The 20,183-nt window shown below is 68.7% G+C and carries 22 protein-coding genes and 1 pseudogene; 6 read left to right on the forward strand and 17 right to left on the reverse strand.

Annotated features, from left to right (window positions below):
* The coding region (locus tag AWB89_RS28350) for a PE family protein (RefSeq protein ID WP_142282615.1) at window positions 1-669 on the reverse strand (669 nt) is incomplete at its 3' end.
* A 990-nt stretch (window positions 670-1,659) separates the two neighbouring features.
* Between AWB89_RS28350 and AWB89_RS23110 the strand changes: the two genes are divergently transcribed.
* On the forward strand, window positions 1,660-3,513 hold the full coding sequence (locus AWB89_RS23110) for a putative bifunctional diguanylate cyclase/phosphodiesterase (protein ID WP_085176813.1): 1,854 nt from the start codon (window positions 1,660-1,662) through the stop codon (window positions 3,511-3,513).
* Between the two features lie 3 nt (window positions 3,514-3,516).
* Here the strand turns inward: AWB89_RS23110 and dinB are convergent, their stop codons facing one another.
* Both dinB and AWB89_RS23120 read right to left on the reverse strand, forming a co-directional pair.
* Window positions 3,517-4,722, reverse strand: coding sequence for a DNA polymerase IV (gene dinB, locus AWB89_RS23115; protein WP_085176815.1), 1,206 nt, complete (start codon window positions 4,720-4,722; stop codon window positions 3,517-3,519).
* Window positions 4,723-4,910: 188 nt separating this feature from the next.
* Window positions 4,911-5,552, reverse strand: coding sequence for a TetR/AcrR family transcriptional regulator (locus AWB89_RS23120; protein WP_085103293.1), 642 nt, complete (start codon window positions 5,550-5,552; stop codon window positions 4,911-4,913).
* A 77-nt stretch (window positions 5,553-5,629) separates the two neighbouring features.
* On the opposite strand from AWB89_RS23120, the gene AWB89_RS23125 reads away from it, so the two are divergent.
* Window positions 5,630-7,099 carry a flavin-containing monooxygenase gene (locus AWB89_RS23125; RefSeq protein ID WP_085176817.1) on the forward strand — a complete coding sequence of 490 codons (1,470 nt, stop codon included), beginning with the start codon at window positions 5,630-5,632 and terminating at the stop codon, window positions 7,097-7,099.
* Here the strand turns inward: AWB89_RS23125 and rraA are convergent.
* The 10 genes from rraA to AWB89_RS27590 all read right to left on the reverse strand — a co-directional run bounded on the left by rraA (window position 7,096) and on the right by AWB89_RS27590 (window position 13,500).
* On the reverse strand, window positions 7,096-7,575 hold the full coding sequence (gene rraA, locus AWB89_RS23130) for a ribonuclease E activity regulator RraA (protein ID WP_085176819.1): 480 nt from the start codon (window positions 7,573-7,575) through the stop codon (window positions 7,096-7,098). The genes AWB89_RS23125 and rraA overlap by 4 nt on opposite strands.
* A 1-nt stretch (window position 7,576) precedes the next feature.
* Window positions 7,577-8,026 carry an Rv3852 family protein gene (locus AWB89_RS28515; protein WP_085103287.1) on the reverse strand — a complete coding sequence of 150 codons (450 nt, stop codon included), beginning with the start codon at window positions 8,024-8,026 and terminating at the stop codon, window positions 7,577-7,579.
* A gap of 105 nt (window positions 8,027-8,131) precedes the next feature.
* Window positions 8,132-8,644 (reverse strand): copper resistance CopC family protein, encoded by a 513-nt coding sequence (locus tag AWB89_RS23140; RefSeq protein WP_085176821.1) that lies wholly within the window; start codon window positions 8,642-8,644, stop codon window positions 8,132-8,134.
* Complete coding sequence (locus tag AWB89_RS23145; protein ID WP_085176823.1) at window positions 8,641-9,276, reverse strand: YcnI family protein; 636 nt, start codon at window positions 9,274-9,276, stop codon at window positions 8,641-8,643. The genes AWB89_RS23140 and AWB89_RS23145 overlap by 4 nt, the downstream gene beginning before the upstream one ends.
* A complete protein-coding gene (locus AWB89_RS23150) occupies window positions 9,273-9,929 on the reverse strand; it encodes a DUF6474 family protein (RefSeq protein WP_085176825.1) in 657 nt (218 codons plus the stop codon). The genes AWB89_RS23145 and AWB89_RS23150 overlap by 4 nt, the downstream gene beginning before the upstream one ends.
* A gap of 110 nt (window positions 9,930-10,039) precedes the next feature.
* Window positions 10,040-10,438, reverse strand: a complete 399-nt coding sequence (locus tag AWB89_RS23155) for a helix-turn-helix transcriptional regulator (protein WP_068226737.1) — start codon at window positions 10,436-10,438, stop codon at window positions 10,040-10,042.
* A gap of 454 nt (window positions 10,439-10,892) precedes the next feature.
* Window positions 10,893-11,588 (reverse strand): TMEM165/GDT1 family protein, encoded by a 696-nt coding sequence (locus AWB89_RS23160; protein ID WP_085176827.1) that lies wholly within the window; start codon window positions 11,586-11,588, stop codon window positions 10,893-10,895.
* A gap of 253 nt (window positions 11,589-11,841) precedes the next feature.
* Window positions 11,842-12,375, reverse strand: a complete 534-nt coding sequence (locus tag AWB89_RS23165) for a peptidase (RefSeq protein WP_085103277.1) — start codon at window positions 12,373-12,375, stop codon at window positions 11,842-11,844.
* A gap of 195 nt (window positions 12,376-12,570) precedes the next feature.
* Window positions 12,571-13,194, reverse strand: coding sequence for a superoxide dismutase (locus AWB89_RS23170; RefSeq protein ID WP_066970293.1), 624 nt, complete (start codon window positions 13,192-13,194; stop codon window positions 12,571-12,573).
* A gap of 150 nt (window positions 13,195-13,344) precedes the next feature.
* A complete protein-coding gene (locus AWB89_RS27590) occupies window positions 13,345-13,500 on the reverse strand; it encodes a hypothetical protein (RefSeq protein WP_169716614.1) in 156 nt (51 codons plus the stop codon).
* A gap of 452 nt (window positions 13,501-13,952) precedes the next feature.
* Here AWB89_RS27590 and AWB89_RS23175 point away from each other — a divergent pair, with 452 nt between their 5' ends.
* Both AWB89_RS23175 and AWB89_RS23180 read left to right on the forward strand, forming a co-directional pair.
* Window positions 13,953-15,008 (forward strand): DUF4328 domain-containing protein, encoded by a 1,056-nt coding sequence (locus tag AWB89_RS23175; RefSeq protein ID WP_085176829.1) that lies wholly within the window; start codon window positions 13,953-13,955, stop codon window positions 15,006-15,008.
* 4 nt (window positions 15,009-15,012) lie between these two features.
* On the forward strand, window positions 15,013-15,852 hold the full coding sequence (locus AWB89_RS23180; protein WP_085176831.1) for a glycerophosphodiester phosphodiesterase: 840 nt from the start codon (window positions 15,013-15,015) through the stop codon (window positions 15,850-15,852).
* Here the strand turns inward: AWB89_RS23180 and AWB89_RS27780 are convergent.
* Complete coding sequence (locus AWB89_RS27780) at window positions 15,849-16,991, reverse strand: LCP family protein (protein WP_085176833.1); 1,143 nt, start codon at window positions 16,989-16,991, stop codon at window positions 15,849-15,851. The genes AWB89_RS23180 and AWB89_RS27780 overlap by 4 nt on opposite strands.
* A 44-nt stretch (window positions 16,992-17,035) precedes the next feature.
* Window positions 17,036-17,824 carry a DUF2470 domain-containing protein gene (locus AWB89_RS23190; RefSeq protein WP_085176835.1) on the reverse strand — a complete coding sequence of 263 codons (789 nt, stop codon included), beginning with the start codon at window positions 17,822-17,824 and terminating at the stop codon, window positions 17,036-17,038.
* A 94-nt stretch (window positions 17,825-17,918) separates the two neighbouring features.
* On the opposite strand from AWB89_RS23190, the gene pheA reads away from it, so the two are divergent.
* Both pheA and AWB89_RS23200 read left to right on the forward strand, forming a co-directional pair.
* A complete protein-coding gene (pheA, locus tag AWB89_RS23195) occupies window positions 17,919-18,866 on the forward strand; it encodes a prephenate dehydratase (RefSeq protein ID WP_085103268.1) in 948 nt (315 codons plus the stop codon).
* A gap of 2 nt (window positions 18,867-18,868) precedes the next feature.
* Window positions 18,869-19,555 carry a histidine phosphatase family protein gene (locus tag AWB89_RS23200; protein WP_085176837.1) on the forward strand — a complete coding sequence of 229 codons (687 nt, stop codon included), beginning with the start codon at window positions 18,869-18,871 and terminating at the stop codon, window positions 19,553-19,555.
* Here the strand turns inward: AWB89_RS23200 and AWB89_RS23205 are convergent.
* Window positions 19,532-19,732: a hypothetical protein gene (locus tag AWB89_RS23205; RefSeq protein ID WP_085103264.1), complete on the reverse strand. Its 201-nt coding sequence runs from the start codon at window positions 19,730-19,732 to the stop codon at window positions 19,532-19,534. The two genes, AWB89_RS23200 and AWB89_RS23205, sit on opposite strands and share 24 nt — an antisense overlap.
* Window positions 19,729-20,131 (reverse strand): annotated as a pseudogene (locus AWB89_RS23210) (metallopeptidase family protein). The gene AWB89_RS23205 and the pseudogene AWB89_RS23210 overlap by 4 nt, the downstream one beginning before the upstream one ends.
* Window positions 20,132-20,183 lie beyond the last annotated feature (52 nt).

Genomic DNA, 20,183 nt, shown 5'->3' on the forward strand with positions numbered 1-20,183 from the left:
GGTGATGCCGGCGCCGCCGGCCCCGCCGGCCCCGCCCGGACCGCCGCCGAGCCACCCGTTGGCCCCTCCGGCCCCGCCGTTCCCGCCCGCCGGGCTGGTGAGGGGCTTGCCGTTTCCGCCGGCCCCGCCGTCACCGCCATGACCCCACAAGCCGGCGGACCCGCCGTTCCCGCCGGCCTGCCCGAGCCCGCCGGATCCACCGTTGCCGCCGTTGCCGATCAGCCACCCGCCGTTTCCGCCGGCCTGTCCGGTGCCCGGCGCGCCATTGGCCCCGTTGCCGATCAGCGGTCGCCCCGTCAGCAGCTTGACCGGCCCGGTCGGCAGCCCCAGGCTCTGGATTTCGCCGACCAACGAAGTCAGGGGGTCCGCGTTGGCGGCGGTGACATTGGCCGCCTCGGCGGCCGCATACTGCCCCGCGCCCGATGTCAGCGACTGCACGAATTGGTCGTGGAATTGCACCGCTTGTGCGCTGAACGACTGAAACTCCTGGGCGTAGTTGCCGAACACTCGAGAAATCGTGGTCGAAACCTCGTCCTGCGCCGCGGCCAATACCGATGTCGTCGCGCCCGCCGCCGCAGCATTGGCTGACCTAATTGCCGATCCGATCCCCGTTAAATCCGACGACGCTGCGCCAACAATCTCAGGGGATATCAGAACGAAAGACGACATCTACGGCTCCTTTTGCTAGAGGGACTGCCAGAGAAATCATGGGCAACTGAAAATCTACGCTTTCAGATTGGAATGGGAGGTGATTTCGCGCAGGCAGATTTTTGCTAAATCAATCGTCGCCCGCGGCCCCAAAGACGTCCCGCAGAATGGCGCATGTGCGGTATTTGCACCACTCGACCAACCCGGCGCGGCTTTGCACCCTGCACCGATCGCGTCGGCCAACGATTCGTCGCGCCAAGCTCTTAACCAAAGCCGACGGCATAATTCGTCGCGGCAGGCGCCTTGTGACCCTTGGCTCTTGCCCCGCAACTCGTTGCCGGCTCGCGGCTTAACATCGACCGCGTTAAACCCAAGAACCAGCGCTCGGCCGAGGCGTTCTGCGATAACCCGGCAATCAAGGCCGTGGAGGCTATGTCTTTCCCGCATAGGCGAGAAATGACAGCCGCTCCGGGTAGAAAGGCGCTAGTCGGGCAAAATGCGGCATTTCGCAACCCGGATCACGGCCCTCTAGCACGGGAGAACTGTCGCGGGATGTTTCTAGGGAGTCCTGGTAGCGGCGAGAGCAGTGCCGGGCCAGAAATAGCTGCTCCGGCGTCTGACGAACGACAACGTCCGCCGGGACCATACGACGGGTCATGGACTACGAGGTAATCCAGACCCGAGGTGCCAACGAGCGCCTGCTGACTGTACATTGAGTATGGTTATTTTCGACCGGTCCCGGCCCGCTTGGAGATTCCATGCCAGACATCGTCACAACATCAGACAGGGAACTCTGGCAAGGAAGCGCGACAGGCGACCGGTGGAGCCGGCGGGTCAGCGACAATCATCTGGAAGGTCGAGAAGTCCTACGATGACCCAGCCCATGACCGGGTCGGCTCGGGCCGAATTCTCTGATGCTGTGGTTCCAGCAGTCGAGACTGTCCGGCCTCCGGCGATCGAGACATCGTGACGCGCGGCTTAGGGTTCGTCAATTCCGTTGCCGCCCAACTGATGGAGGCGAACGCACACACCGCTAACGCTGTGAGCGAAGAGGTGCTGGCGAGGCTTGTCGAATTGTTCGACGCGGACACCGGCTTCCTACGCCACAACGCCCCAGCAATCTCGGCCTCGAAATTGATCGCGGAATGGCCACCGCGACCAGACGATCCACACCCGGATCTCGTGGCGATTGTCGACTTCACCAGCGCCGAGGACGTTTTCGGCCCTTGTGCGCACGGCAAGGGACCCCGCGTGGTTCAGCCGGCGGAACCGGTCGTGATTCGGCCTCCGGCCTCAACCAACTACGCATACAAGGCTTTTCAACGCCAAGCCAGGGGAAGGCGGCACGTCGCGACGCCCTCGATGGTCGCAGCGCCGCTGATTTCGAGGGGAGTGACCACCGGTGTACTGGGCTTCGTCACCTATCGGCGCAAGAAGTGGAAGCAGGAAGAGGTGGGCACGCTGGGGGCGGTCGCGACTTTGTTCGCCCAGCTGCAGGCCCGCATCGCCGCCGAAGAAGGGCTTCGGCACCTGGCTGAGCATGACGATTTAACCGGTCTGCACAATCGTCGATCGGTTGTGGCGCGCCTATCCGACAGACTCGCCGCGGGACGCCCCGGACCCGTCGCGGTCCTGTATTTCGACCTCGATCGACTGAAGGCGATCAACGACTACTTCGGCCACCCCGCCGGCGATTTTTACCTCAGGGTATTCGCCCAGCGGCTTCAGGAGAGCGTGGGAGGGCTGGGGACGATCGGCCGGATCGGCGGGGACGAGTTCCTGGTCTTTCCGGACCGGGCGATGCTGACCGGGACAGCGGAATTACTCGCGCACCGGCTGCAGAGGACGCTGCGCGGTCCCCTGAAGATCGGCGACGATGTGATCACTCCCTCGGTCAGCATCGGGATGGCGGTGGGCAAGCCGGGGCACGACAACACCGCGGATCTACTCCGTCGCGCCGACGAGGCCGCCCTGACGGCAAAGCGCGCCGGCGGCAACCAGGTCGCAGTGTGCACCAATGACATCTCTCGCAATGTCGCCTTCCGCAACGAAATTGAATTCCATCTGCAAGCCGGTATAGACAGCGATGCTCTGCTGCTGCACTACCTGCCCGAAGTCGACTTGCTGACCCGCGAGATCCTGGGCGTCGAGGCGCTGGTCCGCTGGCGCCACCCGACGCGCGGGCTGTTGCTACCGGATTCGTTCATCGCCGTGGCCGAATCGACCAACCTCGCCGCAGAGTTGGGTCGATGGGTCATGCGCAGCGCCTGTGCCGAATTCAGCCGGTGGCAATCCAACGGGGTGGGACAAGACGCGATAATGCGCATCAATGTATCGCCCGTTCAACTGATCACCCGCGGCTTCGTCCGTAGTGTCGCCGACACCATCGAGGAGTTCGGCATCGATGGCGAATCGGTGTGCCTGGAGATCACCGAACGCGCTGTGGTTCGCGACATCGAAGTCACGCGGCGAACCCTCGCGGAGTTGAAGGAGGTCGGCGTCCAGATCGCCATCGACGACTTCGGCACCGGCTATGCGGTGCTGTCGCACCTGAAATCGCTTCCGGTCGACATGCTCAAGATCGATGCCGGGTTCGTCCGCGACTTGGACACCAACACCAGCGACCTGGCCATCGTCCGCGCCATCATCGGGCTAGCCGAGGCCTTCGGGTTGCAACTGGTCGCAGAAGGCGTTGAGACGCCCGCCGCCGTACAAACTCTGCTAGAGCACGGATGTCACCGGGCGCAGGGTTTCTTGTTCTCGCGCCCAGTGCCGGGTAAGGACATGGAGTCACTGCTGTCCCAACGCCGGGTGCAGATGAGCTGCTTCGCCAACGAGGCGGCGCTGATCGTCGACGCAAGTTAGGCGTCAGTCGGGCAGGTGCGGCATCTCGATGCCGTGGTCGCGACCGACCAGTACCGCGGGCGTCAGCGCGGACTTGCCGTAGCGGCTTCTCACCCGGTCGATCGCCTCGTCGATCTCGAGCCGGCCGGCGTCCGCGCCGAAGGGCAGCGTCAGCTGCTGGGCGCCGCTGCGGTCGATCCCCGACACCGCGAAGCCGACCAGCGTCAGCCCGCGCTCCGCGATCAGGGGCGCCGCGCAGCCGACCAGTTGTCGCGCGGCGGCCAGAATCGGCTGCGTCGACGAGGTGGCCCACGGCAGCGTGCGCGACCGGGTCACCCGGCTGAAGTCGTCGAACCGCATCCGCAGCACCACCGTGCGGCCGGTGCGCCCCGCGGCTCGCATCCGGGCGGTGATGCGATCGATCAGGTTGACCACCACCGCGTCGAGTTCCGCGGCCGACATGCGGTTGCCGGCACGGCCGAGCGCCCGTTGCGCACCCACGGACCGGCGGCGCACGCCGGTGGTCACCCGGCGACGGTCGATGTTGCGGGACAGCGCGTACAGCTGGCGGCCCATTGCCCCGCCCAGCATCGAGGACAGCGTCGACTCGCTGAGCTCGGCGACATCGGCGACGGTCGCGATGCCGTGCGCGTGCAGCCGCTCGGCGGTCTTGGCGCCCACCCCCCACAGCCGGCGCACCGGCAGCGGGCGCAGGAACGCCAGCTCCCGATCGGGCGGCACCAGCAACAGCCCGTCGGGTTTGGCTTCCTGGCTGGCGACCTTGGCGAGAAATTTCGTCCGGGCGATGCCGACGGTGATGGGCAGGCCCACGCGGTCGCGGACGTCGCCGCGCAGCTTCTCCGCGATCTGCACCGGGGTGCCGGCGACCCGCGACAGGCCGCCGACGTCGAGGAAGGCCTCGTCCACCGACAGGGCCTCCACGATCGGTGTGCAGTCGCGAAACACCTCGAACACCGCGTCGCTGGCGCGGGAATACGCCGTCATCCGGGGCGGTACGACCACGGCTTGCGGGCACAGCCGACGGGCCTGCGCCCCGCCCATCGCGGTGCGCACGCCGTAGGCCTTGGCTTCATAGCTGGCCGCCAGCACGACTCCGCCGCCGACGATCACCGGACGGCCGCGCAGGGTCGGGTCGTCGCGCTGTTCGACGGACGCATAGAACGAGTCCAGGTCCGCGTGCAGGATGGACGCGTCACACCGCACGAACATATGTTCGCATGCGGCTCTGACAGCATCTGCCGGTGGCGACCCTCTTCGCCCGGCTTACGCCGCGTTCGCGATCACCACTTAGCCGATGGTGACGACCCGCTTCGCCCGGCTACGCCGCGCTCGCGATCGCCACTTAGCCAATGGTGGTGACCCGCTTCGCCGGCTTACGCCGCGCTCGCGATCACCACTTAGCCAGACTCGCCGTAGATGCTCGTGACCCAGATGTGGGTGAGGGTGTCGACGACCCGGTCCTCGTCGACGGCGGGGCTCTCGGCCGCGAGCGCGGCCATCATCGTGCGCTCGTTCATCTGGTTCAGTGACGTCGCCAGGTCGGCGGCCGGGATGGTCTCCGGGGCGGCGCCGCGCGCGCGTTCGGCAGTGATGAGGGTCGCGGTCTGGTCGATCCACTTCTGCATGAATCCCAGCCACACCGACCGCAGCTCGGAGCTGGTGGCCAGCGCCTCCGTCGCGGCGCGCGCCAGCGTGCGGTGCGAGCTGAAGGCCTTATAAAAGGCCTTGATGCCGTTGCGCCACACCCGGCGCGGGTCCTCGGGGAGCCGCTGCACCGCGCCGTCGAACTCGGAGTCGGCGCGCGCGATGACCGGCTCGAGCAGCGACAGCAGCACCGCTTCCTTGGACTTGAAATAGAAGTAGAACGTCGGGCGCGACAGGCCGGCGCCCTTGGCCAGGTCGTCGACCGAAATGCCGGCGAACCCGCGCTCTTCCAGCAGCCGTTCGGCGGTCGCGAGGATGGCCTGCTCCCGGTCGTCCCCGGAGGGGCGCAGGGCGCGGCGGCCGCGCAGGGCGCGATTGGGGCCGACGGTAGTCACGGGACGTTACTTTACACGGCGTTGAAAGTTTCGACAGCCCGTTGACTGGTTCGACATAGTGTTGATAGCGTGGGCCCATGACTGAGCACCTTGACGTCGTCATCGTTGGCGCCGGCATCTCCGGGGTGAGCGCGGCCTGGCACCTGCAGAACCGCTGCCCGACCAAGAGCTACGCCATCCTGGAACGCCGCGACGACCTCGGCGGTACCTGGGACCTGTTCAAGTACCCGGGCATCCGGTCGGACTCCGACATGTTCACCCTCGGGTTCCGGTTCAAGCCATGGCGCTCGGCGCAGTCGATCGCCGACGGCCCCTCGATCAAGGCCTACATCAGGGAGACCGCGGCCGAGAACGGGATCGACCGGCACATCCGCTACGGGCGCCGGGTGGTCGCCGCCGACTGGTCCGACGCCGACAACCGGTGGACCCTGACCGTCGAGCACGACGGCCAGCGCAGCGAGATCAGCTGCTCCTTCCTGTTCGCCTGCACCGGCTACTACAACTACGACCAGGGCTACTCGCCGAGCTTCCCCGGCGCCGAGGACTTCCAGGGCACGATCGTTCATCCGCAGCACTGGCCGGAAGACCTTGACTACGCCGGGAAGAAGATCGTGGTCATCGGGTCCGGCGCCACCGCGATCACCCTGATCCCGGCGCTGGTCAACTCCGGCTCTGGACACGTCACGATGCTGCAGCGCTCGCCCACCTACATCGGCTCACTGCCCGGGGTCGACCCCTTCGCCGTGCAGGCCAACCGGTGGCTGCCGGATCGCCTGGCGCACATCGCGAATCGGTGGAAAGCCATCGCGTTCAGCACTTTCCAGTATCAGCTGGCGCGCAAGCGCCCCGCCTACATGCGCAAGACGTTGATGACGATGGCCCAGCGTCGTCTGCCGAAGGGCTACGACGTGGAGAAGCACTTCGGGCCGAGTTACAACGTGTGGGACCAGCGGCTGTGTTTGGCGCCCGACGGCGATTTCTTCCGGACCATCCGGCACGGCAAGGCCGACGTCGTCACCGACACCATCGACCGGTTCACCAAAACCGGTATCAGGCTCTCCTCGGGTGAGGAGCTGCAGGCCGACATCATCATCACGGCAACGGGTTTGAACATGCAGTTGCTGGGTGGGGTGCAGCCGACCAAGAACGGTGAGCCCATCGACCTGCCCTCGCTGATGACCTACAAGGGCCTGATGTTCACCGGTGTCCCGAACTTCGCGATCACCTTCGGATACACGAACGCGTCGTGGACGTTGAAGGCCGACCTGGTCTCCGAGTTCGTCTGCCGGTTGCTGAACTACATGGACGCCAAGGGTTTTGACACCGTCGAGCCGGAGCATCCGGGTAACGACGTCGACGAGTTGCCGTTCATGGACTTCAACCCCGGCTACTTCCAGCGCTCGAAGGACATACTTCCCAAATCGGGGTCGCGCGCGCCGTGGCGGCTCAAGCAGAACTATTTCTTCGATATGCGCACGATTCGGCGCGGCAAGGTCGCCGACGAAGGCCTGCGGTTCTCCAAGAGGCGCGCGGCGGTCCCGGCCTAGCTGGCCACCACCACGATGCCGTCGTCGTCGCTGTAGGCGATCTCGCCGGGCACGAAAGTCACTCCGCCCAGGCTGATTTCGACGCCACGCTCCCCGGCGCCCGTCTTGGTGCTCTTGCGCGGATTGGTGCCCAGCGCCTTGATGCCGATGTCGATGCCGCGCAGCGCGGCGGCATCACGCACCGCGCCGTGGACGATCAGGCCGGCCCACCCGTTCGACCGGGCCAATTCGGCGATGACGTCTCCAACCAGGGCGGTGTGCAGCGAGCCGGCGCCGTCGATCACCAGGACGCCGCCGTCCCCGGGTTCGGACAGCACCGACTTCAGCAGCGCATTGTCTTCAAAGCAGCGCACGGTGCTGATCGGCCCGGCGAATTCGGGGCGGCCGCCGAACTGGCGGAACTGGAGGTCGCAGCTGCGTACGTCGGCGCCGATGTCGTCGACGAGGTCGGCGGTCGGCCGGAACGGCGCGGGCACGTCAGCGGCGCCGCAGCTGCCGGATCAGCAGGATCGCGAGCAGGCTGAGCGTCACGGCGACGATCAACGGCACCGGCGACTGGCCGGATCGCGTCGGCGAAACCTCCGGCGAGACGGGGTTGGGCGCGGCCTCGACGGTTGATTTGGCTTGGGCCGCGGCGTCTTTCGCGGCGGCGGCGAGCTGACCGTTCGTCTCGATGCGCTGCTGCGTGCCCAGCTCGGCCGGCCTCGGGGGAGCGGGTTCGGCGGCTTTGGCCGGGGCCTTCTTGGCGGGCGCCTTTTTGGCGGGTGCCTTTTTCGCCGGAGCCTTTTTGGCGGGGGCTTTCTTCGCAGGGGCCTTTTTGGCGGGTGCCTTCGCGGCCTTCTTGGCGGGCTCCGCGGGAGGTTTCTTCTCCGGCGGGGCCGGTGGGCCGTCGGGTTCGCCGTTGTGTTGGTCCTGCGGGTCTGCCATGCGGCCGCTCCTTTGCAGCTGTCTTCGCCAGTGTTGTGTCGGGCGCCGGTTTCCTCGTGTCCCATCATGCCAGGACGCGCGGGGGGCCCTCGGTGACCGGGGCGCTCAGGGCCTGCGCCGCAGCGCCCACCAGCCGCCCGCGGCGACCAGGGCCACCGCCACCACCGCAAACGGCCAGATCGGGGTGCCGCCACCCCCGGTGGGCCCGGCGGCGGGTGGCCCGGGGGTGCCGGTGCCCGGGACCGTCAGCCGAAACGACCAGGACCCCGACACCACGTGGCCGTCGGCGGACGTGACGCGGTAGTTCACCGTGTAGGTGCCGGCCGGCCCCAGGGGACGCAGGCCGACGGCGACGACCGCGCCCTGCACCGTCGGCTCCCCGGTGGACCACACGTTGGCGTCGGGCCCGACGACGGTCATGGCGGCGAACGCCGTCTGCAGCCGCTCGTTGAACGTCGCCGTGACCCGATCGGGACCGGCGGCGAGAACCGCGTTATCGGCGGGGTCGGTGGACACCCGCGCCGCGTGCGCGCCCGCCGGTTGTGCGTTCATGGTGGCGGTCGAGATCATCGCGGCCAGCAGCAGGCCGACCCACGCGGCGACCGCCCGGCGGGTCATGCGCGCCGGCGTAGCAGCACCACCGCGATACCGAGGGCCGCCACCACCAGGGCCGCCCCGCCCAGGACGCGGGCGGTGGTGTCCGGCGCTGTCGGTGACGAGGGCGCCGCGGCGGGCGGATGGTGCTGGTGCGCCGCCCCGCCGCCGGCGCCGAGGCTGAGCGTGGGCGCGGGATGTTCGGGCTCGCCGCCGCCGGGCAGCGCCGGCTGGTCCCACTTCACGACGGTCCCGTCGGCATAGGTCTGCGTGGCCGGGAAGGTGACGGTGTCGGCGTCGGGCAGCTGCACCGATATCCGGAACAGCCCGAATTGATCGGCGCCGATCCCGCCGTTGGGCGCGGCCGTCCATGTCACCGAGCGGACGGTTCCCGACGCCGCGTCGCGATCCAGCTTGGCCGTCCAGCCGGGCATGGCTTCGGTGCTGGCGGCCGCCACGTTGGGCAGGCTGACGGTCAGCGCGGTGGTCGCCGCCCCGGTGTTCGATTCGTTGGGCACCTGGAAGGTGACGATCGCCATGGCGCCGCGCGCGGGGTTGTCGCTGCTGGCGTGGACGTGTGCCCAGGCCACCGGGATGCCCACCGCCGAGCCCAGATACAGCGCCGCGGCCGCGAGAAGGACGCGTACGGCGGTCACGTGAGGCCGAGGCGTGCCATCAGGTCCGCCTCGATGCCGTCGAGCTGCGACGAGATCGCGGCGTGCGCCGCCCGGCGCCGGGCGGCGGGCATGTTCTCCGCCGCGGTGACCGCCGCCGCCAGATCGGTGAGCCGCTCGGTGATCGCGGCGACGAACTGTTTGGTCTCGGCGTCCTTGGGCTTGCGTTCCTGCACGATCCGCAACGACTTCTCCGAGCCGGCGATCCGCGCCGACAGCTGGGCGCCGTGTCCGGAGAACTGGCCGATCTGAGCCAGCGGAATGCCGAGCTGATCCGCGCGCCGCTGATCGATCGCCGCGCGCGCGGCCATCGCGGCCCGGTAGATCACCGGCGTCAGGATCGGCGCGAGCAACCGAGATACCGTGAGCACCCGGCGAATCCGTGTCGGCGACAGCAACTTTCCCTCCTTGGCCGCCTTGAGCTCGGCCTCGGCCACCTTCAGGGCCGCCCGGTCGCTGTCCCGCTGCGATTTGATCTGCGCGTTCAGGGCCTTCTCGGCGGCGCGCCGGTCGGCCTTGAGCCGGCGGGCATCGTTTTTTGCGGCCAGCTTGGCCTCGAGCTTGGCGCGGGCCTTGATCGCGCGGGCTTCGGCGCGACGCGTCGCGCGACTCTTTCGCTTGCGGAACAGGCCCATTCCCGGCCGCCTCCCGGTATCTCGTGACTGTCGCTGTCGCGCGTGCGCGATCCGAGAGCCAACCCTAATCGGATTACGCCGACGGCGGCCGGTCAGGTCGGGCTGGGCCGCTATGCGTCGAGGCGTTCGACGCGGCGCAGCTCGTTGACCCGCTCCACCACGTCCTGCTGGGCCTGAGGCGACAAACCGACGGCGGCCAGGGCGATGCGGCGCACGCCGTCATCGCGCATCGAGGCCAGCCACGACAACTCCTTGTCGAGCTTCTCGTAGTACTCGTCGTCGGTGAAGTACGCCGGCTTGATGCGGAAGAAGTTGGCCAGCGCGGCCATGGTTGCCGACGACGGGTTGGTGCGGTTGCCCGAACGTAGCTGGGACAGGTAGGGAGCCGACATCGTGATGCCCTCCGCCTTGAGCGCCGCGATCACCTCCGCCGAGGTGTGCGGCCCGCGTCCCGGTGGATACACCGTGTCGAACAAGCGGTTGAGGCGGGCGGCGAACGTCGTGCTCATCGATATGACCTCCACTGGGCTGTAGAAGTGAACTATTGCCTAGGTGTATTTGCTGACAATGGTAGCGACGGATTGGGTCCGCAACCAGTTGCAAACCCGCAGTACTCCGACACCGGCGTTGCTGATAGCAGCCGAATACCCACTTGACGAGCGTCTAACTAATTCGCTGAGGTGTCCACTAAATCAGCCAACTTCACAGGTTATCCGCAGAATTGGGGGTCGGGGCGACGGTGGCGGGCGGACGGGCGCGCGGGTGGCGAGGCGATTCGGGCGAGGATGCTGGGCAGTCGCACCGCAACCGGCAGGCAACGTGCGGCAGTCGGCGACATCATTTGCTGTCAGGTCGGTGACACGCCCAAAAAACGGGCTCCGGGTGCAACGAATGGCCCCCGCAGATACCCCGGGGGCGACTGCGGGGCGGGGCGGCGCGAAGGAGAGGGGTGTCGACGGCACTCTAGCCGATGTCGGTTAACCTCCCGGCGGTCGCAGCGTCCTGCCGGCGCCGGCGCCGAGTTTGCGCGGCCGCCACAGTCGCGGCGGTCAGCATTACCGCCACGGTCACCACGATTGCCAGCGGGCGCAACCCGAGCGCGCTGTCGAACAGCATCCACAACCCGAAGATCAGGAAAAGCAGGCTGGCCAGCGTGTGCAGCAGCTGCTGCGGAAGGCGCCGGTGCAGCAGTGTGCCCGCCGCGATCGCCAACCCGTCGGCCAGCACCATGCCCACGGTGGAGCCGATCCACACCCCGGTCCAGTCGTGATCGCTGGCCAGCGTGACGGTCGCCAGCGACGTCTTGTCGCTCATCTCGGCCAGGACGAAGGTGGACACGATCGTCAGCAGCGCAAAGCGGGGCTCCTGATCGGTCGGCACCGTCTCGTCGCCGTTGCCGCCCTCGCGCCAGGCCCACACCGCAAAGATCAGAAACGCGATCGCCGACGCGAACGCCATCGGACGCGACGGCAGGGTGGCGCCCAGGAAGTGCCCGATCGACACCGTGACCCCGTGCACGAGGCACGCGGCGATCCCCACGCCGATCAACACGACCCACCATCGGTAGCGCAGCGCATAGGTCATGGTGACCAGCTGGGACCTGTCGCCGAGTTCGGCCAGGAAAACCACCCCGAGGGTGAGCAATGTGGCGGCGAGCATTCCGGGCGACCTTTCGACGCGTGGTCGGCGATCTCTCGCCGAACATCGGTCGAAGGTCTCGCCCACCGGACCCATCGGGTCCGGTCCGCCGGCCGGGCTATGCGCCAGTATGTCGACTCGACGATTCGGGGCTACTCCCCTTCGCTAACGGTGCCAAGGCTAACGGTCGTCCCGGCCGGGCGCCAGACAAGCACCCGAGTTCGGGCGCCCGTATTTCCCGATTCGCCGCCCGAATCAATGGGTTCGAATTCCCTTACGCGGCAAGCAGCATGGCCAGTATCGCGGTATCGGGGTGGCTGATCGGGTCGACGCCCACGCGGCTCACCATCGAGGTGATCGTCCCGTCGGCCTCGGCCTCGACCCACGCGGCCCGGTGCTCCAATCCCAGATACGGCAGCCCGGGCAGCAGGACGCACCCGGACGCCGCCCCGGTGCATTCCGGCAACGAGGGCATGGTTTCCGAAGGCGGGTGCAGCATCAGCAATGCCGGTGGCTGATGCTCGGCGAAATATCCTGGCTGGATTGCCGATTCGCCGAAGACCGTGCCCTCGGCCAGCACCAGGCCGACGGTGCCGGGCTCGGGTTCGTCGGGTAGTTCCTCCCGGGCGCCGAACACCGTTGTGGTGGACAGCAATCCGGGCAGTGACGCGACCCGGACGGCGACCATCAACAGCTGGGCCCATTCTTTCGTCGAATCCGGCCAACGGCCGGAGATCACAAAACCTTTCAGCGAGCCGCGCGCATGGAAGGGGGAAACCCCGATAGGACGGTCAGACCCAGTCTCCATCTCGACCTCCGTGTGACGCCTGGCTCCGCCTAACCACACTGGTAGCTCGAATGATTAAGCATGCCTGGGGGTTAGACGCCGTGCAACCCGACACGGCCACTGACGGACATGTTCTCAAGATGCCCCGTTTTCACGCCCCGCAAACGGTTGGGGCGCCACGCGAATCGCGTGACGCCCCAGCCTGACAAAACGACCTCAGCCGAAAATCAATCCCTGCGTCTTCGACGTCGCGGCCGCGTAGCGGTCCTGGACGTCAGCCCAGTTGACGACATTCCAGAACGCCTTGGCGAAGTCGACCTTGACGTTCTTGTACTGCAGGTAGAACGCGTGCTCCCACATGTCGAGCAGCAGCAGCGGCACGATTCCGAGCGGGAAATTGGATTGGTGGTCGTACACCTGGAAGATCAGCAGCTTCTGCGCGAGGGTGTCCCAGCCGAGCGCCGCCCAGCCCGAGCCCTGCACGGTGGTGGCGGCCGCGTGGAACTGCGCGCGGAACTTGTCGAACGATCCGAAGGCGTCGTCGATGGCCGCGGCGAGCTCACCGGTCGGCTTGTCGCCGCCGTTGGGCGAGAGGTTCTTCCACCAGATGCTGTGGTTGACGTGGCCGGCGAGGTTGAACGCCAGGTTCTTCTCGTTCAGCAGGACCGCCGAGTGGTCCTCCTTGGCGCGGGCCTCCTCCAGCTTCTCCAGGGCATCGTTGGCGCCCTTGACGTAGGTGGCGTGGTGCTTGTCATGGTGTAGCTCGTTGATCTGGCCGGAGATGTGCGGTTCCAGCGCTCCAAAGTCCCAGTCCAAGTCGGGCAGGGTGTATACAGCCACAGCTTTCCTTTCTTCGGTGCATCGTTGGTGATGATCGGACGCTCATCGCGCGGGGCTGCCACGCGGCGGCCAGCCATAATCAACCCTGCTCCATGCGCGCGCCCGCCGCAAGGACGACCGCCGGGAACGAATACCCCCCGGGGCGTGACGTCAGTACAAAACGATGATTGCCAGAACGGCGAGCAACGCCAGCGCGAGCAGGGCGGCGCGCAGGGCGGCGACGCTATAGCTGTGGTTACAGGCGGGCGAGCCGGAAGACGGGTTCGACGCGGCCGGCGAACCCGGACCGAACGAATGCGTGGCCATCAAGCGCCTTTCACCTGCAAGTCCACCCCGGTTGAGTGAGGTGAGTCACAACGATTTTGCGTGACGGTGATCATAACCCCTTGCACCGAGGTTGGAAAACGCGCTGCATAACGACGCGCCGGGCGGCGACTTCTTGATGTCGCCCGGCCGAACGGACGGGCGCGCGATCCCGCGGGCGCCGGCGATCCCGGCGGGCTCATCTGTGAGTGCTTAGCGAGGCAATCCATTTCGCTCGGGCGCCGGGTCGGGTTGTTTATGGCACATCAGTACCACCCGGCGGTTATCCACAGTTGCGGCCCGGGCGGCTCCAAAAGGCTGTGTTGACGGATTCGATACCCGTTGGCTGACTGTGGATAAACCTGTGGAAACTGTGGATAGCCCTAGGCAATTGTTGTGTTGCCGAACCGACCGCTTCCGCAGGGCCTCAGTAGTCGCGAGGTTAGGCTGGTCCGGTGATCCAGGTGTGCTCCCAGTGCGGCACTCGGTGGAACGTGCGCGACCGTCGCCGCGACTGGTGTCCCCGCTGCCGCGGGGCACTGATGGCGCCACTGCCGGACACTTCCGTGGCCGACCCGCGGTGGAGCGCGCAGCCCGGTCCGGCGCCGGCCGGGCCGCCCGCGGCCCCCGGTTGGCAGCGCACCCCGCCGCGGCTGCCGCCGGAATTCCGGTGGATAGCGGTGCGCCCCGGCGCCGCGCCGCCGCCGCGCCGTGGCCGACGTCTGCTCGGCCCCACCCCGCGCTACGCCGTGATACCGCGCTGGGGTTTGGCGGATCGCGTCGACCAGGCCCCGGCCGAGGCCGAAAAGCCTTCCCGCACAGGGCCTTCCGCGCCGACCGTGCGCACCACGCTGTTCCTGAGCGTCCTGGTCCTTGGCCTGGCCGCCCTGGTGTATGTGGCGCGGTACGTGCTGTTGGTGATCAACCGCAACATCCTGCTGAATTCGATCCTGGCCATCGCCGCGGAGTGGATTTCCGTGCTGGCCAGCGTGGGCGCGATCGCGGCGATGATCGCCTCCGGCGTGATCTTGATCCGCTGGCTGATCGCGCGCAGGTCCGCAGTCTTCTCGCACCACGGCCTGCCGGAGTCGCGGTCCGTTCGCGCGCTGTGGGCCGGGTGCGTGCTGCCGCTGGCGAACCTGCTGTGGGCGCCCGTGTACGTCATCGAGCTGGCGACCGTCGAGGAGCACTACGCGCGGCTGCGGCGGCCCATCCTCGAATGGTGGATCGCGTGGGTTTTCAGCTACCTGGTCTCGATCTTCGCCATTGCCACCAGCTTCGCCACGGACGCTCAGGGCATCGCCAACAACACCGTGCTGATGATTTTCGCGTACCTGCTGGCGGCGGTCACCGTGGCCGCGGCCGGCCGGATCTTCGAGGGGTTCGAGCGCAAACCGGTGCAGCGGCCCGCGCACCGTTGGGTCGTGGTCGAGCGGGGGCGCACCGGGGGGCGCACCGAGCCCGCATCCCACGCTCCGGTTGAGTTGAAGGGGCAGGAACCGGCAGCATAGGGGTATGACGTGGGCCGAGGAGGTGCTCGCCGGGCATCCCTTTGTCGTTGCCCATCGAGGAGCCTCGGCCGCTCGGCCCGAACACACGCTGGCCGCCTACGATCTAGCCCTCAAACAGGGCGCCGACGGCGTGGAATGCGATGTGCGGCTGACCCGCGACGGCCACCTGGTCTGCGTGCACGATCGCCGTCTGGACCGCACGTCGACCGGCGCCGGTTTGGTCAGCACCATGACCCTCGCCGAGTTGCGCGAGCTCGAATACGGTGCGTGGCACGACAGCTGGCGCGCGGACGGCACGCACGGTGACACCAGCCTGCTGACGCTCGACGCGCTGGTGTCGCTCGTTCTGGACTGGCACCGGCCGGTGAAGCTCTTCATCGAGACCAAGCACCCGGTCCGATACGGCTCCCTGGTGGAAAGCAAGTTGCTGGCGTCGTTGCACCGCTTCGGGATCGCCGCGCCCGCCTCGGCCGACCGGTCCCGCGCCGTGGTGATGTCGTTCTCGGCGGCCGCCGTCTGGCGGATCCGGCGCGCCGCGCCGTTGCTGCCCACGGTGCTGCTCGGCAAGACGGCGCGCTACCTGGCCAGCAGCGCGGCCACCGCGGTCGGCGCGACCGCCGTCGGGCCGTCGCTGGCGACGTTGAAGGACTATCCGCAGCTGGTGGACCGCGCCGTGGCGCAGGGCAGGGCCGTCTACTGCTGGAACGTCGACGAGTACGACGACATCGACTTCTGCCGGGACGTCGGCGTGGCGTGGCTCGCCACCCACCATCCGGGTCGCACCAAGGCGTGGTTGCAGAACGCGCGCGCCGCCGACGGCACCGGCTCGCCGGCGTCGAACTAGCCCTGCCCCTCCAGCGCGGCGGCGGGCACGGGGGCGTCGGCGGCGAGCGCCTCGAACAACTGGCCGGCCACCTCGTGGTTCCACACCACCACCGCCCCGGCGTCGCCGGTGGTGAACTCCCCGATCGGCACCGTGATCGCGGTGGTGGTTCCGTGCAGCGCCCAGCCGAGTCGGGCCAGATCCCAGACATGGTCGCCCCGATCCACCGTCATGGCGTCGGCGGCCGCGCGCGGCACCGAGTACCAGCGCAGCGGATTGAGCCAGACGGCTGGGCTGCCCACGCGGTGCAGCAGCGCCGACAGGAACTGGCGCTGGTTGGCCATCCGGTCCAGATCGGCGCGCGGCGTATCGCGCGTCCGCACGTAGCCGAGCGCGTCGCGGCCGGCGAGTGTCTGGCAGCCGGCCGGCAGGTCGATCCCGGCCAGCGGGTCGTTGATCGGCGCGGTCGGGCACACGGTGATCCCGCCCAGCGCGTCAACCAGGCCCGCGAAGCCGCCGAATCCGATCTCGACGTAGTGGCCGAGACGCAGGCCGGTGGCCTGCTCGACGGTCTGGGTCAGCAACGGCGCGCCGCCCATCGCGAACGCGGCGTTGATCTTGTCCCTGCCATGGCCGGGGATGGGCACGTAGGAGTCGCGGGGGATCGACACCACCGTCGCCGGGACGCTCGACCCGAACTCGGACACGTGCACCAGCAGGATGGTGTCGGTGCGCCCGGTGCCCACGTCGCCGCCGGTCGCGAGGTCCCGCTGCTGCTCGGCGGTCAGGTCCTGGCGGCTGTCGGAGCCGACGATCAGCCAGTTCGTGCCGCGGCCGGCCGCGGGCCGGTCGGGATAGTCGGTCAGCGCCTGCCCGCGGTGCAGCCTGGTGTCGAACCACGCGGCCCCGCCCACGACGCCGGCTCCGACGAGCAGCGCGCCGATCAGCACGGTGAGCACCGCCGCCCGCAGCCAGCGGCGCTTGCGGCGCGCACGCGGGCTGACGGGTCGCGGCGGGGCGGCCGGCGGGGTGGGCCGGCGCAGCGGTGTCGTCGCCGGCTCGGCGGGCGGAGGCGCGGTGGGCCGGGCGATTACCTGCGGCGGCTCCGGTCTGCGCGGCGACCGGGGGCCGGGCCGCTGCCATGATCGGTCGCCGTTCACCCGGATAACGTACGTGGCCGAACGGGCGCCGCGGTTACCAGCGGTTACCTCCGGGCCCGCAGCCCGTTGATGAACGGGCAGCCCATCAGCAGCCGGATGGCCTGGCGCAGCCCGGTCATGTCGTCCACCGGTTTGTGAAACGGCAGCCGGACGTCGTGGTCGCCGTCCCGGCCCTCGACGCGGAACCGCATGCCGTAGCGGTCCAGCCCGAGCGGGCGGACCTGGCCACGCCGCAGCGTCGGCGGCAGCTTCGACACCAGCCGGGCGACCACGTCGTTGTGCACGGTGTCCAGGTGCCACAGCAGGCCGGCCTCGACTTCGCAGAAGGGATCGGGCCGGGCGGCGAGCAGGTCCGCGACTCCGACGGGCTCGGCGCCGGTGGCATCGGTGACGACCACGGATGCGATCTCCAGCCGGAACAGCGTGTACCGCAGGTCCTCGTGGGACGGCGCCGATCGCGGCGTCTCGACCTGGAGCAACGCCGGGTTCGGGTACTCGGCGGCGATCAGGTCGAGGGTGGCGCCGACGTCGTCGGGCGGGACCCGCTGCAGGCGGCCGCGCACCCACACCAGCGAGCGAACCGGTTCCCGCAGCGGCAGCGGCGCGTAGTCCGTCAGCTCCAGCAGCGCCTGCGATCCGGACGCGCGTCCATCCGCCTGGCCGGCGCACTCGACCGGCAGCGCGATGGCGAACGACCCGTCGGGCAGCAGGTGATGCACCGGCGTGGCGACCGGATCGCCACCCTCGATGGCCAGCAGTGCGCCACCGGCGCGCGCGCAGGCGCTGCGGATGCGTTCCGGGGTCGTCGGTGCGGGGCCGGCCGTCGATGCCATCGGTCTCCTTCATCTGTTAGGTAAGCCTAAGTTAACTTACGCCCACATCGCGCCGCAAGGGCCGTTTGACGTGGACCGCCGTTAGGGTTGGGGCGTGGTCCGCATCGCCTACCTCGGTCCCGAAGGGACGTTCACCGAGGCGGCGTTGCGGCAAATCACCGCGGGCGGCCTGGTTCCGCAGGAGGAGCCGGGCCCCGTCCGGCAAATGCCGCTGGAAAGCACGCCCTCGGCGCTGAACGCGGTGCGCGACGGCGACGCCGATTACGCGTGCGTGCCGATCGAGAACTCGATCGACGGCTCGGTGGTGCCCACCCTGGACAGCCTGGCCATCGGGTCGCCCCTGCAGGTGTACGCCGAGACCACGCTGGACGTGGCGTTCAGCATCGTCGCGAAGGACGGGCTGGGCGCCGGCGACGTGCGCACGCTGGCGGCCTTCCCGGTGGCGGTGGCGCAGGTGCGCCAGTGGCTGGCCGCCCGGCTTCCGGGCGTCGAGCTGCGGCCGGCCTACTCCAACGCCGACGCGGCGCGGCAGGTGGCCGAGGGCCAGGCCGACGCGGCGGTGACCTCGCCGCTGGCCGCCGCCCACTGGGGCCTGGGCGTCATCGCCGACGGGGTGGTCGACGAGCCCAACGCCCGGACCCGCTTCGTCCTGATCGGCCTGCCCGGCCCGCCGCCGGCCCGGACTGGGGCCGATCGAACGTCGGTGGTGTTGCGCATCGACAACGAGCCGGGCGCGCTGTTGTCCGCCCTGGCCGAATTCGGCATCCGCGGCATCGACCTGACGCGGATCGAATCCCGGCCGACTCGAACCGAACTCGGAACCTACTTGTTCTTCGCCGACTGCGTCGGCCACATCGACGACGGCGCCGTCGCCGAGGCACTCAAGGCGCTGCACCGTCGTTGTGCCGATGTGAGGTATCTGGGCTCTTGGCCGACGGGATCGGTCGTCGGGGTGCCGCCACCGCCGGCGGACGAGGCCTCGCGCTGGCTGGCGCGGCTGCGCGACGGCAAACCCGGGCAGCAATCCGGGGTCGGGGGGTAGCGATGGGCGGTCGGTTGGTGCTGTTGCGGCACGGGCAGTCCTACGGCAACGTCGAGCGCCGGCTGGACACCCGGCCGCCCGGCGCGGAGCTGACGCCGCTGGGCCGCGACCAGGCCCGGGCGTTCGCCCGCGGCTCGGGGCGGCCGGCGCTGCTGGCCCACTCGGTGGCCACGCGGGCGTGGCAGACGGCCGAGGTGATCGGCGGGGAAGTCGAGCTGGGCGCCCTCACAGTGCCGGACATCCACGAGGTGCAGGTCGGGCGCCTGGAAAACCGCAGCGATGACGACGCGGTCGCCGAATTCAACGCGATCTACGAGCGCTGGCATCGCGGTGAGCTCGACCTGCCGCTGCCCGGCGGGGAGACCGGCAACGACGTCTTGGACCGCTACGTCCCGGTGCTGACCGAGCTACGGATGCGTTATCTGGACGACGACGACTGGAACGGCGACATCGTCGTCGTCAGCCATGGCGCGGCGATCAGGCTGGCGTCGGCGGTGCTGGCCGGGGTGGACGGCAACTTCGCGCTCGACAACCACCTCGACAACGCCGAATCGGTGGTGTTGGCCCCGATCACCGACGGCAGGTGGAGCTGCGTGCGATGGGGACGGCTGACGCCGCCGTTCTATCCGCAGGCCGACGCGACCCCGGTCGCCGACGCGGTGCGCTCAGGCACCGATCCGATGGGCTGACGACTCCTCGGCGCAAACGCAGCCGACGGCGTCGCAGTCGATGACGAACGTGTGCACCACCAGCTCGGGGCTGTCGCAGTCCGGCTCGGTGCATTCCCACCGGCGCAGCGAATGGCGAATGATGGTGCCGTGGCAGTGATCTAAGCCTGCCCGGCACTCGCGGCACTGTGCGCTCATAAGCCGTTCATAGCACCCGGCCCGGACGAAACGGCGTTGCCGCGCCCGTCAGGCCCAGCCCAGTTCTTCCAGCCGGTCGTCGTCGATGCCGAAGTGATGGGCGATCTCGTGGATGACCGTGATCGCCACCTCCTCGACCACGTCGTCGTCCGACTCGCACACCTCGAGCAGCGCGTCCCGGTAGATGGTGATGGCGTCCGGCAGCGACCCGGCGTAGTCGGAGTCGCGTTCGGTGAGCGCCACGCCTTCGTAGAGCCCGAGCAGCTCGGCGTCCTCGGGATGCCGGTCCTCGACGAGGACGACGACGTTGTCCATCGCGGCCGCCAGCTGGGGCGGGATCAGGTCGAGCGCATCGGAGACCAGCTCGTCGAACCGCTGCGGATCCATCCGCACGGGCACCCGGCTAGCCTCCCGGGGCCGGTTCGGCGGGCGGGGCCGGGAGGCTAGCCTT

Source organism: Mycobacterium paraense, assembly GCF_002101815.1.
Classification (GTDB): Bacteria; Actinomycetota; Actinomycetes; order Mycobacteriales; family Mycobacteriaceae; genus Mycobacterium; species Mycobacterium paraense.

Bases quoted from the DNA above. Each gene is read 5' to 3' on its own strand.
- AWB89_RS23180 (WP_085176831.1), top strand. From the start codon at position 15,013: ATGACGTGGGCCGAGGAGGTGCTCGCCGGGCATCCCTTTGTCGTTGCC.
- AWB89_RS23125 (WP_085176817.1), top strand. From the start codon at position 5,630: ATGACTGAGCACCTTGACGTCGTCATCGTTGGCGCCGGCATCTCCGGG.
- AWB89_RS23200 (WP_085176837.1), top strand. From the start codon at position 18,869: ATGGGCGGTCGGTTGGTGCTGTTGCGGCACGGGCAGTCCTACGGCAAC.
- dinB (WP_085176815.1), bottom strand. From the start codon at position 4,722: ATGTTCGTGCGGTGTGACGCGTCCATCCTGCACGCGGACCTGGACTCG.
- AWB89_RS23190 (WP_085176835.1), bottom strand. From the start codon at position 17,824: ATGGCATCGACGGCCGGCCCCGCACCGACGACCCCGGAACGCATCCGC.
- AWB89_RS23110 (WP_085176813.1), top strand. From the start codon at position 1,660: ATGGAGGCGAACGCACACACCGCTAACGCTGTGAGCGAAGAGGTGCTG.
- AWB89_RS27590 (WP_169716614.1), bottom strand. From the start codon at position 13,500: ATGGCCACGCATTCGTTCGGTCCGGGTTCGCCGGCCGCGTCGAACCCG.
- AWB89_RS23140 (WP_085176821.1), bottom strand. From the start codon at position 8,644: ATGACCCGCCGGGCGGTCGCCGCGTGGGTCGGCCTGCTGCTGGCCGCG.
- AWB89_RS28515 (WP_085103287.1), bottom strand. From the start codon at position 8,026: ATGGCAGACCCGCAGGACCAACACAACGGCGAACCCGACGGCCCACCG.
- AWB89_RS23205 (WP_085103264.1), bottom strand. From the start codon at position 19,732: ATGAGCGCACAGTGCCGCGAGTGCCGGGCAGGCTTAGATCACTGCCAC.
- AWB89_RS23150 (WP_085176825.1), bottom strand. From the start codon at position 9,929: ATGGGCCTGTTCCGCAAGCGAAAGAGTCGCGCGACGCGTCGCGCCGAA.
- AWB89_RS23155 (WP_068226737.1), bottom strand. From the start codon at position 10,438: ATGAGCACGACGTTCGCCGCCCGCCTCAACCGCTTGTTCGACACGGTG.
- AWB89_RS23160 (WP_085176827.1), bottom strand. From the start codon at position 11,588: ATGCTCGCCGCCACATTGCTCACCCTCGGGGTGGTTTTCCTGGCCGAA.
- AWB89_RS23165 (WP_085103277.1), bottom strand. From the start codon at position 12,375: ATGGAGACTGGGTCTGACCGTCCTATCGGGGTTTCCCCCTTCCATGCG.